Source organism: Streptomyces sp. SD15, assembly GCF_054462255.1.
The window spans coordinates 25,695-42,598 of the sequence record NZ_JBTLMO010000052.1 but is presented as its reverse complement, the minus strand read 5'-3'; the positions used below and the strand labels follow the sequence as shown (position 1 = coordinate 42,598).

General features: G+C 69.5%; 16 protein-coding genes, 2 pseudogenes and 1 riboswitch. Of the genes and pseudogenes, 8 read left to right on the top strand and 10 right to left on the bottom strand.

Translation table 11 applies throughout. From position 1 onward, the window contains the following. Nucleotides 1–35: 35 nt before the first annotated feature. The 3 genes from ACX28W_RS35510 to ACX28W_RS35500 form a co-directional block, all read right to left on the bottom strand. Nucleotides 36–1,592, bottom strand: a complete 1,557-nt coding sequence (locus ACX28W_RS35510; RefSeq protein WP_459004122.1) for an ABC transporter substrate-binding protein — start codon at nucleotides 1,590–1,592, stop codon at nucleotides 36–38. 209 nt (nucleotides 1,593–1,801) lie between these two features. Then, nucleotides 1,802–3,175 carry a metallophosphoesterase gene (locus ACX28W_RS35505; RefSeq protein ID WP_459004139.1) on the bottom strand — a complete coding sequence of 458 codons (1,374 nt, stop codon included), beginning with the start codon at nucleotides 3,173–3,175 and terminating at the stop codon, nucleotides 1,802–1,804. Between the two features lie 114 nt (nucleotides 3,176–3,289). Then, nucleotides 3,290–3,532 (bottom strand): SCO4848 family membrane protein, encoded by a 243-nt coding sequence (locus ACX28W_RS35500; protein WP_459004121.1) that lies wholly within the window; start codon nucleotides 3,530–3,532, stop codon nucleotides 3,290–3,292. Between the two features lie 91 nt (nucleotides 3,533–3,623). Between ACX28W_RS35500 and ACX28W_RS35495 the strand changes: the two genes are divergently transcribed. After that, nucleotides 3,624–4,910 carry a D-alanyl-D-alanine carboxypeptidase family protein gene (locus ACX28W_RS35495; RefSeq protein WP_459004120.1) on the top strand — a complete coding sequence of 429 codons (1,287 nt, stop codon included), beginning with the start codon at nucleotides 3,624–3,626 and terminating at the stop codon, nucleotides 4,908–4,910. Here ACX28W_RS35495 and ACX28W_RS35490 read toward each other — a convergent pair. Together ACX28W_RS35490 and ACX28W_RS35485 are read right to left on the bottom strand one after the other, a co-directional pair. Further along, nucleotides 4,864–5,775: a YihY/virulence factor BrkB family protein gene (locus tag ACX28W_RS35490; RefSeq protein ID WP_459004119.1), complete on the bottom strand. Its 912-nt coding sequence runs from the start codon at nucleotides 5,773–5,775 to the stop codon at nucleotides 4,864–4,866. The two genes, ACX28W_RS35495 and ACX28W_RS35490, sit on opposite strands and share 47 nt — an antisense overlap. Next, nucleotides 5,763–5,912, bottom strand: a pseudogene (locus tag ACX28W_RS35485) (GtrA family protein); the annotation flags it as partial. The pseudogene ACX28W_RS35485 and the gene ACX28W_RS35490, both read right to left, overlap by 13 nt. Nucleotides 5,913–6,181: 269 nt before the next feature. Between ACX28W_RS35485 and ACX28W_RS35480 the strand changes: the two are divergent. Both ACX28W_RS35480 and ACX28W_RS35475 read left to right on the top strand, forming a co-directional pair. Beyond that, nucleotides 6,182–6,445 carry a hypothetical protein gene (locus tag ACX28W_RS35480; protein ID WP_459004141.1) on the top strand — a complete coding sequence of 88 codons (264 nt, stop codon included), beginning with the start codon at nucleotides 6,182–6,184 and terminating at the stop codon, nucleotides 6,443–6,445. Nucleotides 6,446–6,547: 102 nt separating this feature from the next. After that, on the top strand, nucleotides 6,548–7,300 hold the full coding sequence (locus tag ACX28W_RS35475) for a decaprenylphospho-beta-D-erythro-pentofuranosid-2-ulose 2-reductase (RefSeq protein ID WP_459004118.1): 753 nt from the start codon (nucleotides 6,548–6,550) through the stop codon (nucleotides 7,298–7,300). A 41-nt stretch (nucleotides 7,301–7,341) separates the two neighbouring features. Here ACX28W_RS35475 and ACX28W_RS35470 read toward each other — a convergent pair whose 3' ends face one another. Both ACX28W_RS35470 and trpS read right to left on the bottom strand, forming a co-directional pair. Beyond that, nucleotides 7,342–7,944 (bottom strand): 2'-5' RNA ligase family protein, encoded by a 603-nt coding sequence (locus ACX28W_RS35470; protein ID WP_459004117.1) that lies wholly within the window; start codon nucleotides 7,942–7,944, stop codon nucleotides 7,342–7,344. 278 nt (nucleotides 7,945–8,222) lie between these two features. After that, nucleotides 8,223–9,236 (bottom strand): tryptophan--tRNA ligase, encoded by a 1,014-nt coding sequence (trpS, locus tag ACX28W_RS35465; RefSeq protein ID WP_362071485.1) that lies wholly within the window; start codon nucleotides 9,234–9,236, stop codon nucleotides 8,223–8,225. 241 nt (nucleotides 9,237–9,477) lie between these two features. Here trpS and ACX28W_RS35460 point away from each other — a divergent pair, with 241 nt between their 5' ends. From ACX28W_RS35460 to ACX28W_RS35450, 3 genes are all read left to right on the top strand, one after another. After that, a complete protein-coding gene (locus ACX28W_RS35460) occupies nucleotides 9,478–10,047 on the top strand; it encodes an RNA polymerase sigma factor (RefSeq protein ID WP_459004138.1) in 570 nt (189 codons plus the stop codon). Further along, nucleotides 10,034–10,915, top strand: coding sequence for a hypothetical protein (locus tag ACX28W_RS35455; RefSeq protein ID WP_459004116.1), 882 nt, complete (start codon nucleotides 10,034–10,036; stop codon nucleotides 10,913–10,915). The genes ACX28W_RS35460 and ACX28W_RS35455 overlap by 14 nt, the downstream gene beginning before the upstream one ends. Before the next feature lie 147 nt (nucleotides 10,916–11,062). Beyond that, entirely contained in the window at nucleotides 11,063–11,815 is a 753-nt protein-coding gene (locus tag ACX28W_RS35450) for a hypothetical protein (protein ID WP_459004115.1), read from the top strand. Between the two features lie 18 nt (nucleotides 11,816–11,833). Here the strand turns inward: ACX28W_RS35450 and ACX28W_RS35445 are convergent, their stop codons facing one another. Continuing rightward, complete coding sequence (locus ACX28W_RS35445; RefSeq protein WP_459004114.1) at nucleotides 11,834–13,279, bottom strand: glycine hydroxymethyltransferase; 1,446 nt, start codon at nucleotides 13,277–13,279, stop codon at nucleotides 11,834–11,836. A gap of 28 nt (nucleotides 13,280–13,307) precedes the next feature. Beyond that, nucleotides 13,308–13,394, bottom strand: a riboswitch (ZMP/ZTP riboswitch). A 138-nt stretch (nucleotides 13,395–13,532) separates the two neighbouring features. Between ACX28W_RS35445 and rocD the strand changes: the two genes are divergently transcribed. Then, nucleotides 13,533–14,747 carry an ornithine--oxo-acid transaminase gene (gene rocD / locus ACX28W_RS35440; protein ID WP_459004113.1) on the top strand — a complete coding sequence of 405 codons (1,215 nt, stop codon included), beginning with the start codon at nucleotides 13,533–13,535 and terminating at the stop codon, nucleotides 14,745–14,747. Nucleotides 14,748–14,753: 6 nt separating this feature from the next. On the opposite strand, the gene ACX28W_RS35435 is transcribed toward rocD, so the two are convergent. Both ACX28W_RS35435 and ACX28W_RS35430 read right to left on the bottom strand, forming a co-directional pair. Further along, nucleotides 14,754–15,938 (bottom strand): glutathionylspermidine synthase family protein, encoded by a 1,185-nt coding sequence (locus ACX28W_RS35435; RefSeq protein WP_459004112.1) that lies wholly within the window; start codon nucleotides 15,936–15,938, stop codon nucleotides 14,754–14,756. A 31-nt stretch (nucleotides 15,939–15,969) separates the two neighbouring features. Beyond that, complete coding sequence (locus ACX28W_RS35430) at nucleotides 15,970–16,311, bottom strand: hypothetical protein (RefSeq protein ID WP_459004111.1); 342 nt, start codon at nucleotides 16,309–16,311, stop codon at nucleotides 15,970–15,972. A gap of 213 nt (nucleotides 16,312–16,524) precedes the next feature. Here ACX28W_RS35430 and ACX28W_RS35425 point away from each other — a divergent pair. Next, a pseudogene (locus tag ACX28W_RS35425) lies at nucleotides 16,525–16,851 on the top strand (hypothetical protein); the annotation flags it as partial. Nucleotides 16,852–16,904 lie beyond the last annotated feature (53 nt).

The window sequence follows — 16,904 nt, the reverse complement described above, 5'->3', positions numbered from 1 at the left end:
GGCTGCGGGTCCACCCCGCGAGATCACGTCAGCTGTCATATCCAGTTCAGCCGCCAGAGGCGGAAGACCCCGGTCCCGTCCGACAGATACTGGCCGCCCCCGACGTCCTCACTGCTGACTACATACTCCTTGCGCTGCCACAGGGGAATCAGGGGAACATCCTGGGCCACGATTTCCTGCAGCTCCTCGAAGTCGTCCGGCGTACGGCTGCGGTCCTCGTACTGCTGACTGGCCTGAATCAGCCGGTCGACTTCCTTGCTGCTGTAGCCGTTCTTCATGGTGTTGCCGGTACCGACGAGCGGGGTGCTGAAGGTGTCCGGGTCGGGGAAGTCGGCGACCCAGCCGACCGCCCACGCGTCCAACTGGCCCTCCGCGTACCGCTTCTGGAAGTCGGTCCACTCGTAGCCCTTGGTCTCCACCTTGAACAGGCCGCCCGCCTCCAGCTGCTTCTTGAGCTCGGCGGCCTCCTCGCCGGCGGCACCCCGGCCCTCGGCGTACCCGTAGGTGAAGCGGACCGGAAGCTGCACCCCGGCCTCCGCGAGCAGCGCCCGCGCCTTCTCCTCGCTGGGCTTGGGATAGGCGTCGAAGAACGAGGTCGAGTGGCCCGTGATGCCCGTGGGGACCAGCCCGTACAGCGCTTCGGTGGTCCCCTTGTACGTCTCGCTGACCAGCTGCTCGCGGTCGATCAGCGCGGCGAGGGCCTGGCGTACGAGGCGGTCGTGGAGCGCCGAGCCCCCGCGGACGTTGAGGACGAGGTTGCGGGTCTCGGCGCTGTCGGCCTCGGTGACGTGCTGGTCCGGGTCGCTCGGCGAGAGGCCGGCGAGCACCGCGGGGGGCAGCTGGCGGGTGGCGACGTCGATCGCCTTCCCCTTCCAGGCCCTCTCCAGCGCCTTGGGGTCGGCGTAGTAGCGCAGCACAGTGGGACTGCCGGGCTCTTCGACGGCGCCCCGGTAGCGCTCGTTGGGGGCGAGGACGGCTTGTTTGCCCTTCGTATACGTCTTCAGTACGTACATGCCGGTGCCGTCGGCGCCGCGGTCGGTGCGCAGGGCGCCCTTCGGATAGCGGGTGTGGTCGACGATCGAACCGGCGCCGGTGGCCACCTTGAACGGGAAGGTGGCGTCCGGCGAGGACAGGTGGAAGGTGACCGTGAGACCCTTCGCGTCCACCGAGCCGAGGGTGTCGAAGAGGGAGACCGGGCCCACGTCCGAGTTGATGGCCTTGACCCGGTCGAAGGAGTACTTCACGTCCTCGGCGGTCATCTCGCGCCCGCTCGGGAAGGTCAGGTCGTCGCGCAGCGTACAGGTGTACGTATCCAGTCCGGTGTCCTCGAAGCGGCAACTCTCCGCGGCGTCGGGCACGGGGGCGGCGCCGTCCGGCTCGAACGTCAGCAGTGACTGGAACACATTGCTGAACAGCGCCCAGGAGCCGGCGTCGTACGCGCCGGCCGGGTCGAGTGATGTGACGGCGTCCGTCGTCCCGACCCTGATGGTCTTGTTCTTGTCCCCCTGCGCCGGCAGCAGCTGCCAGCCGCCGACTCCCGCGGCCGCCAGCACCAGCAGCGTCGCGAGAATCCGCATGCGAACCGATCGCATCGGTTGCCCTCCCCAGGCCCCACCCCCGTGTCACTCCCCAGTGACAGGGATCACCTAACCACAGGAGTTTCAACTGAGGGAAGAGGCATCTGAGGGTTCAACTCTGCTTGTGGGGGCGGGAGTTACCGACCGGTGTCACATAGGTTTCTCATGCTTGCGGGCGGGGGCGGGGGCGGCTGGTGCGGCCCGGTGTGACGCCGGTACGCCGGTCACGCCTGTGTCGAGGCCAGCTCCACGACAGTGATGTCGGACGGGGCGCCCACGCGGGTCGGCGGTCCCCAGGCGCCGGCGCCTCGGGAGACGTACAACTGCGTGTCGCCGTACCGCTCCAGGCCCGCGACCGTGGGGTTGGCGAGCTCGGCGATGTAGTTGCCGGGCCAGAACTGGCCGCCGTGGGTGTGGCCGGAGAGCTGGAGGTCGACTCCGTGCTTGACGGCGTCGTGGATCTGGACCGGCTGGTGGGCGAGGAGCACGGCGGCCCGTGCCGTGTCCCGGTCGCCGAGCGCCTGGCCGAAGTCGGGCCCCTGACCCTCGCTCTTTCCCGCAACGTCGTTGACGCCCGCAAGGTCGAATCCGGCCAGTTCCGTGCGCGCGTTCTCGAGCGGTCGCAGACCGAGTTCGCGCACTTCTCGGACCCACTGTTCGGCGCCGGAGAAGTACTCGTGGTTGCCGGTGACGAAGTAGCTTCCGTGCCGCGCCTTCAGCCGCGCGAGCGGCGCGGCGGCGGGCCCGAGGTCCTTCACGCTGCCGTCCACCAGGTCACCGACGACCGCGATCAGGTCGGGCTGTGTCGAGTTGATCGTGTCGACGACCCGCTGGCAGAAGTCCCGGCCCAGGATGGGCCCGAGGTGGATGTCGCTGACGACGGCGATCCTGAACCCGTGCGCCGAGCGTGGCAGCTTGGCCAGCGGCACGGTCACCCGCTTCACCTTCGGCCCGCGCAGAACGCCGTACGTGCCGTACCCCACCGTCGCCAGTGCGGCGGCAGCGGCGGTCCCACCCACCGCGCGGGAGACGAAGAGGCGACGGGAGACCCCGGAGGGCGTCGCGGCGGCCGCGGTCTCCGGAGTGCCGGAAGGGGACGTGTCGGGGTGCCCGGTCGCGGCGGACGGCGCGTCAGCACCGGATCCGGATCCGGTGCCGAATCCGGCACCGGCAGCAGCATGTTCATGAGCGACCGATTCGGCGACCGGCCGAGAACCGATCGCCGATTCCACGAGATCCGAGGGTGCTATTGCCCCCGCATCTGCCCCCGCATCCGCTCGTCGTTCCACGAACCGCCGCAGCAGCGGCCGTACGACCTCACCCGCCACCACGGCGAGGACCAGGTAGATCGACAGCGCCATCCACAGGAAGCCGGGCCAGGCCAGCGTGCGCTGGAGCCAGAACGGCGCACCCGCTTGCTCGGACGCGATGCCGGCGAACATCAGCACGGGACCGGCGACGAAGACCACCGTGCCCGCACGCCGGGCGAGCCCGGGACCGGACGTGGTGTCACGCACCAGGCGTCGCCATACGTACCAGTGCAGTCCCACGAACGCGGCCAGGACCGCCACGCCCACCAGCACGAAGACGACGACCATGATGCCCGTACCCCCCACTCTTTCCTCTGCCAGTTTTCCTGTTCCGGCTTCCGGTACGGCTTCCGGTTCCGGCTTCCGGCTTCCGGCTTCCGGCTTCCGGCTTCCGGCTTCCGGTTACGGCTTCCGGCGCAACGCGCGCAGGCCGCGGAACCCGATGCCGCCGACGACCGTCCCCAGGACAAAGGAGACGACGGCGAGTGTCAGGTGCACCCAAAAGTACGCGGTCGGGTCGCCCGCGTCGTCGAACGCGAGCCCACTGCTGTCCTTGACAAGGTTTTTGACGAAAGTGATCCAGATGACCCAGCTCCACACCCCGAAGGCGAGCAGGAACCAGGAGATGGGGCGGCTGAGCTTCATGGGTTCAGTATCGCCGCCGTCGGCCGGACCCCGCCTCCGGGGTGGGGAGGGCGATGGGACTTCCCGACCGGCGCCCTGTACTTTCTCGACCGTGCCCGCCTCCAAAAAGACCGTCAAGCGCTCCTTGTTGGTCACATCTGCCACCCTGTTGTCCTTTTCGCTGACGGCCGCGCCAGTCCTCGCCGCCGACAAGCCGTCGCCGACCCCGAGCGCCACTCCCCCGGCGAACATGTCGACCGTGGGCGGTGTACGGCTCGGCCAGGCCGGAACCCAGGTCGACCTCGGCTCCGGCGCCCCGGTACTGCCGAAGGACCTGACCGCGCGGTCCTGGATCGTCTCCGACGCCGAGTCCGGCGACGTCCTGGCCGCCCACAACGCGCACTGGCGGCTGCCCCCGGCGAGCACCCTGAAGATGCTCTTCGCCGACACCGTGCTGCCGAAGTTCCCGAAGACCGAGAAACACAAGGTCACCGTCTCCGACCTGGCGGGCATCGGCTCGGGCTCCAGCATGGTGGGGATAAAGGAAGACGAGACGTACACCGTTCACGACCTGTGGCTCGGCGTCTTCCTACGCTCGGGCAACGACGCCGTGCACGTCCTGTCCGCGATGAACGACGGCGTCGACCAGACGGTCAAGGACATGCAGGCGCACGCCGAGGATCTCCAGGCCCTGGACACGCACGTGGTCAGCCCGGACGGCTACGACGCGAAGGGCCAGGTGTCGTCGGCGTACGACCTGACGCTGTTCGCCCGCTCCGGACTGCAGAAGAAGGACTTCCGGGAGTACTGCTCGACCGTGCGGGCAGACTTCCCGGGCGAGACGAAGAAGGGCAAGAACGGCAAAAAGACCCGCGAGTCCTTCGAGATCCAGAACACCAATCGGCTACTGACCGGTGACACCGACATCTCCACGTACCAGGGCATCGCGGGCGTGAAGAACGGCAACACCACCAACGCGGGCGCCACCTTCACCGGTGTCGCCGAGCGGGACGGCAAGGTGCTGCTCGTCACGGTCATGAACCCGGAGAAGGACCAGCACAACGAGGTCTACAAGGAGGCCGCGCAGTTGCTCGACTGGGGCTTCAAGGCCGCGGACAAGGTCGAGCCGGTGGGCGAGCTGGTGGCGCCGAAGGGCGTCGACACGAGCGCGCAGCCCGGCGCGAACGCGTCCACTCCCGGTGCCGACGCCACGGGCAACGACAACGGCAGCAAGGCGTCCGCGAAGCCGGTGGCCGCCGCTTCCGGCACTGCGGGCGGTTCGGGCGGCGTCGCGATCGCCCTGGCCGTCGCGGGCGGCCTCCTCGTACTGCTCGCGGCCGGTGTCTTCCTGGTCAACCGCCGGTGGCCCCTGCCTGATCTGATGCGTCGGCGTCGCTGACCTCGGGGGACTCCGAGTCGTCGGGCCCCGTGGCCGTCCAGGCGGCGCAGAACAGCAGCAGTTTCGCGGTGAAGTTGATCCACAGCAGCAGCGCTACGGGCACGCCGAAGGCGCCGTACATGCTCTTCGACGCGACGTCCCGCATATAGCTGCTGAGCAGCAGCTTGAGCAGCTCGAAGCCGGCGGCGCCGATCAGCGCGGCGACGACGAGCCGGCCGTGCGGCGGCTGGACACCCGGCAGCAGCGTCAGGATGTACAGGAGCAGCAGGAAGTCGGCGAGTACGGCGACGGTGAACGCGGCGGCCTGCAGCAGGTTGCCGCCCCAGCCGTGCTCTTCGATGCCGAACTGCCGGGCCGTCCAGCCCACCGTCGTGGCGGCGATGGTGGAGGCGGCGATGGTGACGAGCACCGCGCCGCCGAGCCCGACGAGGACGCCGCCGTCCTTGAGCTTGCGCAGGACGGGGTTCTCCTCGCTGTCGGGCAGCTCCCAGACCGCGCGTAGACAGTCCCGCATCGAGCCGACCCAGCCGATGCCGGTGAACAGCAGGACGGCGCCCGCGATGAGGCCGATGGTGCCGGCGTTCTGGACCAGCGCGTTGATGTCCAGCTGATCGGAGATGCCGGGCACCTGCTCCGCGAGCTTGTCCTGGAGCTCTTTCTGCTGGTCAGTCGAGAGCGTGGCGGCGGCGATCGCGGCGGCCACGGTCAGCAGCGGGAACAGCGCCACGAAGCTGATGAAGGTCATCGCGGCGGCGAGCCGCGTCCACTTCACCCGGTCCAGACGCTCGTACGACCGCCACGCGTGCGTGGCCATCAGGCGGGTGACCCAGGGGCCCACGCCGGGGAGCTTTTTCAGCCAGTCCATGATCCGACTCTGCCCTCGCCTAGAAAAGCCGACGCCTTGGAAGACCCTCGGAAGGCCAAGGTCCGGGTACCCCAAAATCGCAGGACAGTGGCGAGCGCCATGCCGATTCCGGCGCCCGGGACGGTGTCGGTGCGCCGCTTCCTACGGCGTATGCGACCCCCGCTCACGGTCGACCGCCGCTCCGATGAGCCCGACCGCCGGCAGTCGACGGTGCATGCCGTCGAGGTTGCCCATGCGATCCCCCTCGTCTAGGGAGTGGCCACTCTTCCAGGGAATAGCCACAGAATTACGGCGATCTATGACGACATTCCAATTAATCACCCATTTCGGTGAGGAGTCGCCAGGCCCGTGGAGATTGGGGTGTTATGCACCCTTGGCCGTGATGGCCGGCACTACGGTCACGGTCATGCCTGCCGCCACCGCCCCCTTCCCGGCCTACGCCGTCTCCGTCACGGGCTGGGGCCGCACCGCCCCGACCGCCGCTCGACCGGTCACGCCCGGGACCCGCTATGTCACGGTCGGCGGCGCGCTCGGCGCGGACCTCCACGGCAAGAACCACCACGTGTCGGGCTCGTTCGCCCGCCACGTTCTCTCCTTCCGCGCGCTGCGGGGCGAGTTGGATCCGCGCGGGGTGTTCATGTCGGACCTGTCCCGTCGCCTCGGTCTGTGAATCCGCTGCCCCTGAAAGTGCTCTGTCGCTCCTCCAAGAGTGCCGTTTCGCTGTCTCGCCACCTGTATCGCCCCCCTGTCGCCCCCTAGGAGTGTGGTTCTCATGAAGGACTTCGGTGCCCCCCAGTCCCTGCTGATCCTCGGCGGCACGTCCGAGATCGCGCTGGCCACGGCACGCCGACTGATCGCGCGGCGCACCCGCACGGTATGGCTCGCGGGACGGCCCTCGCCGACCCTGGAGAGGGACGCCGCGCAGTTGCGCAGGCTGGGCGCGGACGTCCGTACCGTCGCCTTCGACGCTCTCGACTCCGAGTCCCACGAGACGGTGCTCGACAAGGTCTTCGCCGAGGGCGACCTCGACATGGTGCTGCTCGCCTTCGGGGTCCTCGGCGACCAGGCGCGGGACGAGAAGGAACCGGTGTCCGCGGCGCGGGTCGCGCAGACCAACTACACGGGCGCGGTGTCGGCGGGACTGGTGTGCGCGCGGGCCCTGCAGTCACAGGGACACGGCTCCCTGGTGGTGCTCTCGTCGGTCGCGGGTGAGCGCGCCCGGCGCTCCAACTTCATCTACGGCTCCAGCAAAGCGGGCCTGGACGCCTTTGCGCAGGGCCTGGGCGACGCGCTGTACGGCACCGGCGTGCACGTGATGGTCGTACGCCCCGGCTTCGTCCGTACGCGGATGACGGCAGGCCTGGCTCAGGCGCCGATGGCCACCACTCCGGAGGCGGTCGCGACCGCCATCGAGGTGGGGCTGCGGCGACGCTCGGAGACGGTGTGGGTGCCGGGGGCGCTGAGGCTGGTGATGGCAGCACTGCGGCATGTGCCGCGGGCGGTGTTCCGGCGCCTGCCGATCTGACGATCGGACAGGGCCTGGTTCTAGTGGGAGGTCGGCAGCCTCTAGTGGGAGGTCGGCAGCGTGGTGTCGTGCTCCGCGGGCGCGCATGCCTGTGGGGGTACGACCTGTGGGGGTACGGCCGCGCCACCGAAGGCGAACTCGCGCAGCTTGCGCCACACGCCGTCGGCGCCCTGTTCGTAGAGCGCGAACCCGGTGCACGGCCACTCGGCCCGGTAGTCGGCGAGCTCCTCGTAGGCCCGGTCCATCGCCGCGTCGTCGATGCCGTGCGCCACCGTGACGTGCGGGTGGTACGGGAAGTGCAGTTCGCGGGCCATCGGCCCGGACACGTCCCGGACCTGCTGCTGCAGCCAGGTGCAGGACTCGGCGCCGTCGGCGACCTGCACGTAGACGACGGGCGACAGCGGACGGAAAGTGCCCGTCCCGGACAGCCGCATCGGGAAGGGGCGCCCGACGGCCGCGACCTCGACGAGATGCGCCTCGATCGCGGGCAGCGCCGAGTCGTCGACCTCCGTCGGCGGCAACAGCGTGACGTGGGTGGGGATGCCGCAAGCCGCGGGGTCGCCGAAGCCCGCGCGCCGCTCCTGGAGCAGGCTGCCGTGAGGCTCCGGGACCGCGATCGACACGCCGATCGTTACGGTCCCCACGTCGTCTCCTGTCGTCGTGTCGGTGTTGCTTCGCGGGCAGGGGTGACTGCCCGGTTGGTTCGGCTATCGACTGTACGGCCGCGCAGCCCAGTACCGGCTGTCGTACGGGTGTTGTGCTCGTCTCGTACTGGAAGTCGAAGGGACTGTGGTACTGGCTGCGGTACTGGCCCGGGCACTGACTGCGGTACTGGCCCGGGCACTGACTGCGGTACTGGCCCGGGCACTGACTGCGGGACTGGCTGCTGTACTGACGGTGTCGTCGGCTGCCTTACGGGCAGTCAGTGCTTGGCGGGCAGGAAGCCCACCCTCTCGTAGGTCTGGGAGAGCGTCTCCGCGGCGACGGCACGTGCCTTCTCGGCTCCCTTGGCCAGGATCGAGTCGAGCGTCTCCGGGTCGTCCAGATACTGCTGGGTGCGCTCCCGGAACGGCGTCACGAAGTCGACCATGACCTCGGCGAGGTCCGTCTTCAGCGCACCGTAGCCCTTGCCCTCGTACTTCTCTTCCAGTTCGGTGATACCCGCTCCCGTGAGGGTCGAATAGATCGAGAGCAGGTTGCTGACTCCGGGCTTGGTCTCCGGGTCGAAGCGGATGACGGTGTCCGTGTCGGTGACCGCGCTCTTGACCTTCTTCGCGGTGGTCTTCGGCTCGTCGAGGAGGTTGATGAGGCCCTTCGGGGTCGACGCCGACTTGCTCATCTTGATCGACGGATCCTGGAGATCGAAGATCTTCGCCGTCTCCTTGAGGATGTACGGCTTCGGGACGGTGAACGTCTGGCCGAAGCGGCCGTTGAAGCGCTCGGCGAGGTCGCGCGTGAGCTCGATGTGCTGGCGCTGGTCCTCGCCGACCGGGACCTCGTTGGCCTGGTAGAGCAGGATGTCCGCGACCTGCAGGATCGGGTACGTGAAAAGGCCGACGGAGGCGCGGTCGGCACCCTGCTTGGCAGACTTGTCCTTGAACTGGGTCATGCGGGACGCCTCGCCGAAGCCGGTGAGGCAGTTCATGATCCAGGCGAGCTGGGCGTGCTCGGGGACGTGGCTCTGGACGAAGAGCGTGCAGCGATCCGGGTCGAGACCCGCGGCGAGCAGCTGGGCGGCGGCGAGCCGGGTGTTGGCGCGCAGGTCCGCGGGGTCCTGCGGAACGGTGATCGCGTGCAGGTCGACGACCATGTAGAACGCGTCGTGGGACTCCTGCAGGGCCACCCACTGGCGGACGGCGCCGAGGTAGTTGCCGAGGTGGAACGAGCCTGCGGTGGGCTGGATTCCGGAGAGCACGCGGGGACGATCAGAGGCCATGCTCACCATTCTCTCAGGTGTGGGGACCGGGTCCGGAACTGACCGGAAACAGATCCGGATGCCGGTCCGGAAGCCGGTCCGGATCCCGGCCCGGATGCGGGTCCGGAAGCCGGTCCGGATGTCGGTCCGGATGCGGGTCCGGAAACAGGTGCGGCGCGGGTGGGAACCGATTGGCCCTCGGCGGTGTAGCAAGAGTGTGAGGACGCGGGAGGGGGGCCGCATCGTCGTCGACGAGGCCGTGGTGATCGCGCGGGTACGTGCCGGGGAGCCGGAGGCGTACGCGGAGCTGGTGCGTGCCCATACGGGCATCGCGATCAGGGCGGCCAGGGCGCTCGGGGCGGGTGCGGACGCGGAGGACGTGGTGCAGCAGGCCTTCATCAAGGCCTACTGCTCGCTGGGGCGCTTTCGGGACGGCGCGGCGTTCAAGCCGTGGCTGCTGTCGATCGTCGCCAATGAGACGAGGAACACAGTGAGGACGGCGGTGCGCCAGCGGACGCTGGCCGGCCGGGAGGCCGCGTTCGTGGAGGCGGAGCCGCTGATACCGGAATCGGCGGACCCGGCGGTCGCCGCGCTGGAGATAGAGCGCCGCGCGACGCTGCTCGCCGCCCTGGATCAGTTGAGCGAGGAGCACCGGCTCGTCGTCACCTATCGCTATCTCCTGGAGATGGACGAGGCGGAGACGGCCCAGGCCCTGGGCTGGCCGCGGGGCACGGTGAAGTCCCGCCTCAACCGCGCCCTGCGCAAGCTCGGCCGGCTCCTGCCGGATTTCAAGCCCGGAGAGCCCAGGGAAGGAGGTGATGAGCATGAGTGACACGGGCGAGTCGCACGACGAGGAGCGCGCCGGATCCTCCGGGGGCCGGGGGCGGGGTGCCCGTGAGGGTGCGTCGCGGCTGCCGGAGGAGTTGCGGGCGCTGGGGCGGTCACTGGACCCGACCGGGGCGGCCGGGAGCGAGTCGATGGTCGAGCGGGTGCTGGAGCAGATACTGGCCGATCAGGTGCCGGTGCCGGTGGCCCAGCCTCCCAGGCCCGGCGAGCGGCTCCGGGCGGTGCGCCGCTGGGCGCGGGCGCACCGGCGGGCGCTGTCCGCCGGCCTGTGCGGTCTGCTGACGGTCCTGGTGCTCACGCCCCCGGTCCGCGCAGCGGTCCTCGACTGGTTCGACTTCGGCGGGGTCGAGGTGCGGCACGACCCGTCGGCGGTGCCCTCGCACGGGGCCCGGGTGCCTGGGTGTGGCCCTTCCCTGACGCCGGCGCAGGCCCAGCGGCGGGCGGGGTTCGCGCCTGTCACCCCGCCTGCCCTGGGAACACCCGACGCCGTGACGGTGACGCGCGAGCCGGAGGGGCGGTTCCTGATGAGCCTGTGCTGGCGCGAGCAGGGGCGGACGGTCCGGCTGGACGAGTACCCGGCGCGGCTGGACCCCGCCTTCACCAAGACCGTGCGGAAGTCTCCTGAGTATGTGCCGCTGGGCGCGGCCACGGACTTCACGCACACGGCGCTGTGGTTTCCCGAGCCACATCTGCTGAGCTTCTGGCTGGTGGACGAGGACGGCAATCGCTTCACCCGCTCCAAGCGGACCGCGGGGCCCACGCTGCTGTGGATACACGGGGGCGGCATGACCCTTCGGCTGGAGGGAGTGGCGTCGAAGGCCCGGGCGGTGGAGATCGCGAAGTCGCTGAACTAGCCAGAGCTGTCGTTGGAGCGGCCGGGATGGAGCGGCCGGAATCTGGTCGGCGCCGAGTGGGAACCCCGGCGGGTCGAGCGGTGTACCAGAAGTGACACGCGGCGCGGGACAGGCCGCACGGGTTCGACTGGCTGGTTGGGGGTTCGCATGCGCAGGATTCGTGAACTGGGCGCGTTGATGGGGGCGTTAGGGGTGCTGGGGGCGCTGGGGGTGTCCCTCGCCTTGGTGCTGCTGGGGGCGCCATCCGCGGTGGCCGGCGGTCCGACGAGTGTGCTGGTGGCGTCGCCGGAGAGTGCACAGATCACCGCTCTGTACTACTCGGACGTGCGGTACGGGGAGTTGGAACGCCTGCTCGGCAAGCCGGGCAGCGGCATACGCGAAGAACCGCCCGGGCTGGGCGTGGGCAGCGGACGTCAGCTCAATGTCACGTGGATGGCCCATGACGTGTCACCGTGGCGGGTCGACCGCGTCTATCCGGACTCGCCACGCAGCAAGGAGGTCTGGATACACACGGCGACCAACATGTCGAACTTGAACGGCTACTGGCACCGGGCCGAGCAACCGGCCCAGGTGCGCGCGCTGTTCAAGAAGCTGGGCGTGCTGGGCAAACCGTCCGGTGAGGGTGGGGGAGGCGTTTATCCCGCGCCCTGGCAGACGACGGAGGACGCCTCCGCCGCACCCGCACCGACGTCCACATCCACATCCATCGAGCGGCCCCGTGCGGCAACGACGACGGCTGCGGCGACGGCCGAGGACACCGGCTTGTGGTGGGCGGTAGCCGGACTCGCCGGGGGCCTGGCCCTCGGCAGCTGCGGGACCCTCCTGATACGCCGCGCGGCGGCCCGGCGTGAGGCTGCCGGACCGCCGCGGGAACCACGACACGAGTTGATCGACATGTAGCCCCCGCAGGGGTGCGGGTCAGCCGAGGTCGATCTCCGGGTAGAGCGGGAAGCCGGTCAGCAGGTCGGTGGCGCGGTGGGAGATCTCGTCGGAGATCTTCGGGTCCAGGACGTGCTGGGCCTTGGACGGGCTGCCCTTGGCGGTGGTGCCGGGCTCGGCGGTGGTGAGGACGCGGTCGATGAGGCCGGCGATCTCGTCCATCTCGGTCGTGCCCAGGCCACGGGTGGTCAGCGCGGGGGTGCCGATGCGGATGCCGGAGGTGTACCAGGCGCCGTTGGGGTCGGCGGGGATGGCATTGCGGTTGGTGACGATGCCCGAGTCGAGCAGCGCGGACTCGGCCTGGCGGCCGGTGAGGCCGTAGGAGGAGGTGACGTCGATCAGGTTGAGGTGGTTGTCGGTACCGCCGGTGACGAGGGTGGCGCCACGACGCATCAGGCCCTCGGCAAGGGCGCGGGCGTTGTCGACAACAGCCTGGGCGTAGTCACGGAACTCGGGGCGGCGGGCCTCGGCGAGCGCGACGGCCTTGGCGGCCATGACGTGCGGGAGGGGGCCGCCGAGGACCATCGGGCAACCGCGGTCGACCTGCTCGGCGAGGGTCTCGTCGCACAGGACCATGCCGCCGCGCGGGCCACGCAGCGACTTGTGGGTGGTGGTGGTGACGATCTGGGCGTGCGGGACGGGGTCGAAGTCGCCGGTGAGGACCTTGCCCGCGACCAGGCCGGCGAAGTGCGCCATGTCGACCATCAGGGTCGCGCCGACCTCGTCGGCGATCTCCCGCATGATGCGGAAGTTCACCAGGCGGGGGTAGGCGGAGTAGCCGGCGACGATGATCAGCGGCTTGAATTCACGGGCGGAGGTGCGCAGGGCCTCGTAGTCGATGAGGCCGGTGGCGGGGTCGGTGCCGTAGGAGCGCTGGTCGAACATCTTGCCTGAGATGTTCGGGCGGAAGCCGTGGGTGAGGTGGCCGCCGGCGTCCAGGGACATGCCGAGCATGCGCTGGTTGCCGAGGTCGCGGCGGAGCTGGGCCCAGTCGGCCTCGGTGAGGTCGTTGACGTTGCGGACGCCGGCCCGGTCCAGGGCGGGGGCCTCGACGCGGGCGGCGAGGACGGCCCAGAAGGCGACCAGGTTGGCGTCGATGCCGGAGTGCGGCTGGGCGTAGGCGTGCTCGGCGCCGAAGAGCTCGCGGGCGTGCTCGGCGGCGAGGGCTTCGACCGTGTCGACATTGCGGCAGCCGGCGTAGAAGCGGCGGCCGACGGTGCCTTCGGCGTACTTGTCGCTGAACCAGTTGCCCATGGCCAGGAGGGTGGCCGGGGAGGCGTAGTTCTCGGACGCGATCAGCTTGAGCATGTCGCGCTGGTCGGCGATTTCCTGACCGATGGCGTCGGCGACGCGGGGCTCCACGGCCCGGATCACGTCGAGGGCACTACGGAAGGCGGTGGACTCGGTGGAAAGGGGCTCTGGCATGACGGCCTCCGGACGTGGCGTTCGTTCGCGGTTCGGCCCAGGCGCACGGCACACAGTGATTGGGCCGCTCCCCGATGGTCGGTCCCATCCCAGCGCGCCAGTCACGGCCCGCGGATCAGCCTACCGGGCGCGCCGGATCGCAGGGTCCCCCAGTCCACCATCCGAGCGACGATAGGAAATAAGCCACAAGCCCACACAAGGCGCACTCCGGCGCAAGTAACAAGCTGCCCGATGCCGCAGGAAAGGAGATCCCGTGACCGCGACGGAGACCACGGAGGCGTACATCGCCCTGGCCGACGCGCACAGCGCGCACAACTACCACCCGCTGCCGGTTGTCGTTGCGACGGCGGACGGGGCCTGGATGACCGATGTCGAGGGTCGCCGCTATCTCGACCTGCTGGCCGGATATTCGGCGCTGAACTTCGGACATGGCCATCGGCGGCTGCTCGACGCGGCGAGAGCGCAGCTGGAGCGGGTGACGCTGACGTCGCGGGCGTTCCACCACGACCGGTTCGCTGACTTCTGTACGGAACTGGCGCAGCTGTGCGGCATGGAGATGGTGCTGCCGATGAACACGGGCGCCGAGGCGGTGGAGACCGCTGTGAAGACGGCCCGGAAGTGGGGATATCGCGTCAAGGGAGTCCCGGACGGAAGGGCGAGGATCGTCGTGGCGAGCAACAACTTCCACGGCCGTACGACGACGATCATCAGCTTCTCCACGGACCCGGAGGCGCGGGCCGGCTTCGGGCCGTACACACCGGGCTTCGACATCGTGCCGTACGGGGACCTGGCCGCGCTGCGGGCGGCGGTCACCGAGGAGACGGTCGCCGTCCTGCTGGAGCCGATCCAGGGCGAGGCCGGGGTGCTGGTACCGCCGGCCGGTTACCTCCCGGGCGTGCGGGAGCTGACGCGGGAGCGGAATGTCCTGTTCATCGCGGACGAGATCCAGTCGGGGCTGGGACGGACGGGCCGGACCTTCGCCTGTGACCACGAGGGTGTGGTGCCGGACATGTATGTGCTGGGCAAGGCGCTCGGGGGCGGTGTCGTGCCGGTGTCGGCGGTGGTGTCGAGCAGCGAGGTGCTCGGGGTGTTCAGCCCCGGTGAGCACGGGTCGACGTTCGGCGGGAATCCGCTGGCCTGTGCGGTGGCGCTGGAGGTGATCGCAATGCTGCGGTCGGGCGAGTACCAGCGGCGGGCGGCGGAGCTCGGCGAGCATCTGCACCGGGAGCTGGGGCTGTTGACAGGCACCGGCCATGTGACCCAGGTGCGGGGGCGCGGGCTGTGGGCGGGCGTCGACATCGCCCCGGAGTACGGCACGGGCCGGGAGATCTCCGAGCAGCTGATGGACCGCGGCGTCCTGGTCAAGGACACACACGGGGTCACGATCCGGATCGCCCCGCCCCTGGTCATCAGCAAGGAGGACCTCGACTGGGGGCTGGCTCAGCTGAGAGGGGTGCTCGGGGTCTAGGCCTCGTCAGACGATCACGTGTGGCAGGAAGCGGGCGTACTCGTCCGTGATCAGGCCGGACGACTCGCGGATGCCGAGACCCGCCGACTCGTCCTCGACGACCCAGGCGCCGAGGACGACGCGGTTGCCGTCGAAGGAGGGGAGGGGGGCCAGCTCCTGGTAACAGCAGGGTTCGTCACGTACGAGGGGGGCTGCGCCGGGTTCGTGGACGGTGACACCGGCGCCCTCGCGGCCGAGGAGGGGCTTGGCGACGTACCCCGTCGTCCTGGCCAGCTCCCTCGGGCCGTCGAGGTGGGCGGGGAGGAGGTTCGGGTGGCCGGGATACAGCTCCCAGAGGATGGCGAGGAGTGCCTTGTTGGAAAGGAGCATCTTCCAGGCGGGCTCGATCCACATCGTCGTGCCCGTGCCGCCGCCGTTGTCGAGGGTGTTCAGGACGTGGTCGGCGAAGCGGTCGGAGGTGAGCCATTCCCAGGGGTAGAGCTTGAAGCAGCTGCGGATGAAGTGGAGCTGGTTGTCGACGAAGCGGCCGGACAGCGGGTCCCAGCCGATCTCCTCCATCGAGATCCAGTCCGTGTCGAGGCCGGCCTGCTCGGCGGTCTCCTTCAGATAGGCGACCGTCATCAGGTCCTCGCCGAGTTCGTCGGCGGCGGAGTGCGCGAAGTAGAGGGGGCTGCCCGGCGGGAGGAGGGACGCCTGCTTCTTCCAGGCGGCGACGAGGCGTTCATGGAGGGAGTTCCACTGGTCGGCGCCGGGGAAGCGGTCCTCCATCCAGAACCACTGGGGGCCGGCGGCCTCGACGAGGGAGGTCGGGGTGTCGGCGTTGTACTCCAGGAGCTTGGCGGGGCCTGTGCCGTCGTAGCGCAGGTCGAACCGGCCGTAGACGGAGGGGAGTTCGGCACGGCGGTGCCAGGCTTCGGCGACGAGTTCGCGCAGACGGGGGTCGGTGATGCCGAGGTCGGCGAAGCGGTCCGCGGTGACGATGTGCTCGGCTGCCGCCAGGCACATGCGGTGCAGGTCCTCGACGACCTCCTCCAGGGACTCCACCTCGGGCAGCGAGAAGGCGTAGTAGGCGCTCTCGTCCCAGTAGGGGCGCAGCGAGTCGTCCGGGTAGCGGGTGAGGGGGTAGATGAGGCCCTGCTGCTCGACGGTCTGCTGCCAGCCGTCACGGGGCTCGATGGTTCGGCGTTCCACGGCGTACGTGTCCGATCGGGGTCCGGGTCGCTCAGCCGCCGGAGCTGCCGCTGCCGCTGCCGAAACCGTTGCGGTCGACGCTGCTGTCGCTGGTGCTGCTGCCGGATCCCTTGCCCGACTTGGTGAAGGAGCCGCCGTCGATCCAGCCGCTCTTCTTCTTGCCGCCGTAGTACCAGGAGCCGTTGGCGGAGGTCTTGGTGGACTTGCAGTTCTTGTCCGCGACGACCTGGTAGCCCTTGGTGGCGTTGTAGCTGTCGCGGTCCACGCAGCGCTTGTCGGGGTCCGAGGAGCAGGCGGTGAGGGTCACCGCGAGGAGTCCCATGCCGCCGAGTACGACCGTGCCCGAGCGTAGTTGCCGTCGTGCGTCTGCCATGTTCGTTCCCCCGTTGTCCCGTTGTCCCGCTTCAGTTCGCCTCGCCCGTCGGAAGCGATCAGAAGTTCATCTCGCTAGTTCATCTCGCTCGCCACAAACGATCAAGTAACTCATATCACTTGTCGCAAGCGATCAGATTAGAGACCGCCTACGACAAACGCACAGCGGTCCCCCGACAATCATCCCCCCTACAGTCACTTGGTGCCTTTTGGGATGATGTGCGCACTTGGTGCGGCGGCCTGTTTCGATACGGCGACGGTGTTGCAGGCCATCGCCGCGCGGGCGGCAGTCGGCACCGGGGACGGGGGCGCGGTCGGGAGCGGGGACGCCGCGCTGCTGCTGCGGGCACTGCGGGAGTGGCGGTATCTCGGGGCTGGCGCTGGACGCGGGTGCGGTTGAGCGGGGTGGAGGGGGGTGGAGGGGGGTGCGTTGGGGGTGGTGTGCACGGGGCTGGGGATGCTCGGGCCGGCGTCCGGAGAGGAGGGGGAACAGGCGGGGTCGACGACGCTGAAGTACGCGATGTCGGGGACCGCCGTGGCATAGACGCCGACCGGGCCCGAAACTCACGCCTCGACAGTCACGAACTCGGTCCT

Bases quoted from the DNA above. Each gene is read 5' to 3' on its own strand.
- ACX28W_RS35510 (WP_459004122.1), bottom strand. From the start codon at position 1,592: ATGCGATCGGTTCGCATGCGGATTCTCGCGACGCTGCTGGTGCTGGCG.
- ACX28W_RS35505 (WP_459004139.1), bottom strand. From the start codon at position 3,175: ATGGTCGTCGTCTTCGTGCTGGTGGGCGTGGCGGTCCTGGCCGCGTTC.
- ACX28W_RS35500 (WP_459004121.1), bottom strand. From the start codon at position 3,532: ATGAAGCTCAGCCGCCCCATCTCCTGGTTCCTGCTCGCCTTCGGGGTG.
- ACX28W_RS35490 (WP_459004119.1), bottom strand. From the start codon at position 5,775: ATGGACTGGCTGAAAAAGCTCCCCGGCGTGGGCCCCTGGGTCACCCGC.
- ACX28W_RS35480 (WP_459004141.1), top strand. From the start codon at position 6,182: ATGCCTGCCGCCACCGCCCCCTTCCCGGCCTACGCCGTCTCCGTCACG.
- ACX28W_RS35475 (WP_459004118.1), top strand. From the start codon at position 6,548: ATGAAGGACTTCGGTGCCCCCCAGTCCCTGCTGATCCTCGGCGGCACG.
- trpS (WP_362071485.1), bottom strand. From the start codon at position 9,236: ATGGCCTCTGATCGTCCCCGCGTGCTCTCCGGAATCCAGCCCACCGCA.
- ACX28W_RS35455 (WP_459004116.1), top strand. From the start codon at position 10,034: ATGAGCATGAGTGACACGGGCGAGTCGCACGACGAGGAGCGCGCCGGA.
- ACX28W_RS35450 (WP_459004115.1), top strand. From the start codon at position 11,063: ATGCGCAGGATTCGTGAACTGGGCGCGTTGATGGGGGCGTTAGGGGTG.
- ACX28W_RS35445 (WP_459004114.1), bottom strand. From the start codon at position 13,279: ATGCCAGAGCCCCTTTCCACCGAGTCCACCGCCTTCCGTAGTGCCCTC.
- ACX28W_RS35430 (WP_459004111.1), bottom strand. From the start codon at position 16,311: ATGGCAGACGCACGACGGCAACTACGCTCGGGCACGGTCGTACTCGGC.